3 protein-coding genes and 1 pseudogene are annotated in these 4,531 nt (G+C 67.8%); 3 read left to right on the top strand and 1 reads right to left on the bottom strand.

Features of this window, described 5'->3' with window-relative positions; all coding sequences use genetic code 11:
• Positions 1 to 97 precede the first annotated feature (97 nt).
• On the bottom strand, positions 98 to 868 hold the full coding sequence (locus GJ632_RS19795) for a PHP domain-containing protein (protein ID WP_343161278.1): 771 nt from the start codon (positions 866 to 868) through the stop codon (positions 98 to 100).
• A gap of 161 nt (positions 869 to 1,029) precedes the next feature.
• Between GJ632_RS19795 and pyrG the strand changes: the two are divergent.
• From pyrG to GJ632_RS19780, 3 genes and pseudogenes are all read left to right on the top strand, one after another.
• Positions 1,030 to 2,690: pseudogene (gene pyrG, locus GJ632_RS19790) on the top strand (glutamine hydrolyzing CTP synthase).
• On the top strand, positions 2,690 to 3,607 hold the full coding sequence (gene guaA / locus GJ632_RS19785) for a glutamine-hydrolyzing GMP synthase (RefSeq protein ID WP_089808121.1): 918 nt from the start codon (positions 2,690 to 2,692) through the stop codon (positions 3,605 to 3,607). The pseudogene pyrG and the gene guaA overlap by 1 nt, the downstream one beginning before the upstream one ends.
• Complete coding sequence (locus GJ632_RS19780) at positions 3,604 to 3,927, top strand: CTP synthetase (protein ID WP_191453833.1); 324 nt, start codon at positions 3,604 to 3,606, stop codon at positions 3,925 to 3,927. Before guaA ends, GJ632_RS19780 begins: the two co-directional genes overlap by 4 nt.
• Positions 3,928 to 4,531: the final 604 nt, after the last annotated feature.

Below are 4,531 nucleotides of genomic sequence, written 5' to 3'. Positions count from 1 at the left end.
GTCCCCTACAACGCGGGCGCTCTCGGACGACGCGAAACCGGCGGTTCGACGGCGGGAGACCGAGGCAGGGACCGTCGAGGGCGAGGCCGAAGAGTAGTCAGACGGCGAGCGTCACCGGGTCGAGGCCGCTGTCGGCGACGAACGCGCGGAGTTCGTCGGCCAGCGGACCGACTTCGTCGGGCGCGTGCGCGTCCGACCCGAGGGTGAACTCGACGCCGCGTTCGCGGAGCACCTCGAAGAACTCGGTCGTCGGGTGGAACCGTCCGTACTCGCTGCGGACGCGTCCGGCGTTCACCTCGGGCACCGTCCGCGACGACGCGAAGGCGTCGGCGACTCGCTCGTACTGCTCTCTGGTGGCGAACCCGCGGAGCGCGGGGTTTCGCTCTATCAGGTCGGCGTGGGCGGCTATCTCGAACAGTTCCGACGCCACGAGCGATTCGAGTTTCTCGAAGTACCGCTCGACCAGTTCGCGCCGCCGGGACTCGGACATCCCCTCGAAGTGGCCGGTGGCGTGGACGTTCGCGCCGTCGAGTGCGTGGACGCTCCCGACGGCGTAGTCGAAGTCGGCGTCGGCGAGGAACGCGCGTATCTCCGCCTCGTGGCCGGGTTCGTAGTCCACCTCCGCGGCGTCGAAGACGCGGAGGTCGAACTCCTCGCGCAACGACTCGATGGCCTCCCGGCGGCGTTCGTACGTCGTGTCGAGATTGAACCCCAACTCGCGGCGGGACTCGCGCGCCCAGTCGGTGGAGACGACCATGCAGTGGTCGGCCACGCCGACGCCCGACAGTCCCGCCGACGCCGCCGCGGCGACCATCGCCCGCAGGAAGTCGCCGTCGGAGTAGTTCGAGTGGAGGTGGTAGTCGTACACAGGTGGGCGGGGGTACGGCGCCCCGAGGGTAGTACCTTCGGACGCCCCGTCGGGACGAGAATCGGACGCGCGTGTACTTTCAACCCGGAAACACGTGGGGGTGTGTGGCACGGAATCGGTCGCTCCGAAACGGTTTTGACGTGGGCTGGCACACAGTCGGTATGCCGAAGGAACCCGAAACCGGGTACGACCCGTCTCTGGGTCGGAAGTTCATTTTCGTGACAGGAGGTGTGATGTCCGGACTGGGCAAAGGCATCACCGCCGCGAGTACGGGCCGTCTGCTCTCGAACGCCGGGTTCGACGTCACCGCGGTCAAGATCGACCCGTATCTGAACGTCGACGCCGGGACGATGAACCCGTACCAGCACGGCGAGGTGTACGTCCTGAAGGACGGCGGCGAGGTCGACCTCGACCTGGGGAACTACGAGCGATTCCTCGGGGAGGACATGACCTCCGACCACAACGTGACGACGGGGAAGACGTACCAGCACGTCATCCAGAAGGAACGCGCCGGCGACTACCTCGGGAAGACGGTGCAGATAATCCCGCACGTCACCGACGACATCAAGCGACGCATCCGCGAGGCGGCCGCGGGGACGGACGTCTGCATCGTCGAAGTCGGCGGCACCGTCGGCGACATCGAGGGGATGCCGTTCCTCGAAGCGCTCCGACAGTTCGCCCACGAGGAGGAGGACGACGACATCCTCTTCACGCACGTCACCCTCGTTCCGTACTCGAAGAACGGCGAGCAGAAGACGAAGCCGACGCAGCACTCCGTAAAGGAACTGCGGAGCATCGGCCTGCAACCCGACGTCCTCGTCGGGCGTCGGAGGACAAACTCGACCCCGAGACGAAGGAGAAGATAGCGCTGTTCTGCGACGTACCGACGGAGGCGGTGTTCTCGAACTCCGACGTCGAGGACATCTACCACGTCCCCCTGATGGTCGAGGAGGAGGGCCTCGACGAGTTCGTGATGGAACGGCTGAACCTCTCGGTGGAGGCGCGGCCGAAGCCGGAACGCGACAACCGCTGGCGCGAACTCGTCACGCGCGACCGTGAGCAGGAGGTCGACGTCGCCCTCGTCGGCAAGTACGACCTCGAAGACGCCTACATGTCCGTCAACGAGGCGCTGAAACACGCCGGCATCGAGACGCGGACGGAGGTGAACGTCCTCTGGGTGGACTCCGACGAGATGCTGGACAAGCACACGAACCGCCTGAAGGAGGCCGACGGCGTCGTCGTCCCCGGCGGGTTCGGCACGCGCGGCACCGCGGGCAAGATAGAGGCGATTCGCTACTGCCGCGAGAACGACGTGCCGTTCCTCGGTCTCTGTCTCGGCTTCCAGATGGCCGTCGTCGAACACGCGCGCAACGTCCTCGGCCACGAGGACGCCCACTCGGCGGAAATCGACCCCGACACCACCTACCCCGTCATCGACCTGCTCCCCGAGCAGTACGAGACGGAGGACATGGGCGGGACGATGCGTCTCGGTGCCCACGAGACGGCCATCGGCGAGGGGTCCCTCGCCGAACACGTCTACGGCGCCACCGCCTGCACGGAACGCCACCGGCACCGCTACGAGGTCGCCCCCGACTACATCGACGAACTCGAAGACGGCGCGCTGACGTTCTCCGGGCGGGCGGACAACCGGATGGAGATTCTCGAACGGACCGACCACCCGTACTTCCTCGGGACGCAGTTCCACCCCGAGTTCCGGTCGCGCCCCGACCGGGCGAGTCCGCCGTTCGTGGGATTCCTGCAGGCCGTCCTCGGTGACCTCGACGCGCGCGAACTCGCCGCGGACCCGGAGGTGCAGGCGTAATGGTCGACACCGACTCGTTCGTCGACGAGGCGACCGAGGAGATTCGGGAGACGGTCGGCGACGCGAACGCCGTCATCGCCCTCTCCGGCGGCGTCGACTCCTCCGTCGCGGCCGCACTCGCCTACCGAGCCATCGGCGACCAACTCACCCCCGTCTACGTCGACACCGGCCTGATGCGGAAGGGCGAGACGGAGAGCATCCACGAGACGTTCGACTACATGGAGTCGCTCCGCGTGGTCGACGCCGAAGACCGGTTCCTCGGCGCTCTCGAGGGCGTCGTCGACCCCGAGGAGAAGCGGAAGGCCATCGGCGAGCAGTTCATCCGCGAGTTCGAACGCGAGGCGACGGACGTCGGCGCGGACTACCTCGTGCAGGGGACCATCTACCCCGACCGCATCGAGTCCGAGGGCAACATCAAGTCCCACCACAACGTCGGCGGCCTGCCGGACGTGGTGGACTTCGAGGGCATCGTCGAACCCGTCCGCGACCTCTACAAAGACGAGGTTCGGGAGGTGGCCCGCGCCCTCGGTCTGGAGGAAGTCGTCTCCGAGCGCATGCCGTTCCCCGGCCCCGGACTCGCCGTCCGCGTCATCGGCGAGGTGACGAAGGAGAAGGTCGAGGTGGCCCGCGAGGCGTGCCACGTCGTCGAAGAGGAACTGGAGGAGTACGACCCCTGGCAGGCGTTCGCCGCCGTCATCGGCAAGGGGACGGGCGTGAAGGGGGACAACCGCGTCCACGGCTGGATCGTCGCCGTTCGCTCCGTCGAGTCGCGCGACGGCATGACCGCCCGAGCGCAGGAACTGTCGTGGGAGACGCTCCAGCGCATCCAATCGCGCATCACCGGTCAGAACGACAACGTCGCGCGGGTCGTCTACGACGTAACGCACAAGCCCCCCGCGACCATCGAGTACGAATGACCGTGCTCATCACCGGACCCGACGAAGACGGACTCGGCGACGCCATCGCGGCCCTCGGCGTCGAGTTGATTCGCTTCGACGGCGTCGCCAACCGCGACGCCCTGCTCGAGGCGGGCATCGACACCGTAGATACGCTCGTCCTCACCGACATGGACGACGCCTCCATCATCCCCGTCGCTCGCGAGGAGAACCCCGACGTCCGAATCGTCACCTACTCGCACGACTCGCTCCCGGAGTTCGCCCGCGGCCAGACCGACCTCGCCGTGGACCCGAACCTCCTCGCGGCCGACGTGGTCGCCGAGGAACTCGTCGAGGCCTGACGGCGACCCACCGCTCTTCGGTCCTCTCGTTCTCCCGAGTCTCTCCCCTCGCGAGTCGCGCGTCCGCCGCCCCCCTCGGCCGCACCGGTCGCGCACTCCGCGTTCTCGCGCGCGAGTCGTCGACCCGCCCCGAACCGACCGCCGCCGGAGTCCGTCCCGAGAACGGCGAGACGGCCGCCAAATAAATTCAGTAATCTGACACGTGTATGACGCGGCCCAGTCGTGCGATTCGGCGGATTCGCCGCGGGGACCGGGTGACCCTTCAGCCGAATTAACTCCGATTTAATGTCGGCTTACCGGTGGAAACGGCTGAATTCGGGTTCAGCGTCGCCCCGGTTGAAGTGGTCTCCACTCCAAGCGAAAGACGCGGTGACGCACCGGACGGCCGGACGGCCACCACGCTCGAAGGCACCCCACAGTCGGCGATTCGGTGGTCGACGGCCGCCCACGCAGATCCGCTCGTCGCAGTCGGGCGGCGACGATGGCCCCCGACGGTCCGCAGCGAGCCGTCGGGGGCCGGCGCGTGCCCCGCACGCGACGTCGCCCATTCCGACACAGACCGCGGACGCGCGACCCGCCCGGCCGGGCGGCCGGCCGGCGCCGC

The sequence above is a fragment of the Halogeometricum sp. CBA1124 genome, from assembly GCF_009741955.1.
GTDB lineage: Archaea > Halobacteriota > Halobacteria > Halobacteriales > Haloferacaceae > Halogeometricum > Halogeometricum rufum.
Note: the sequence above shows the minus strand (reverse complement) of the source record. Positions and strands in the feature narration are given on the sequence as shown.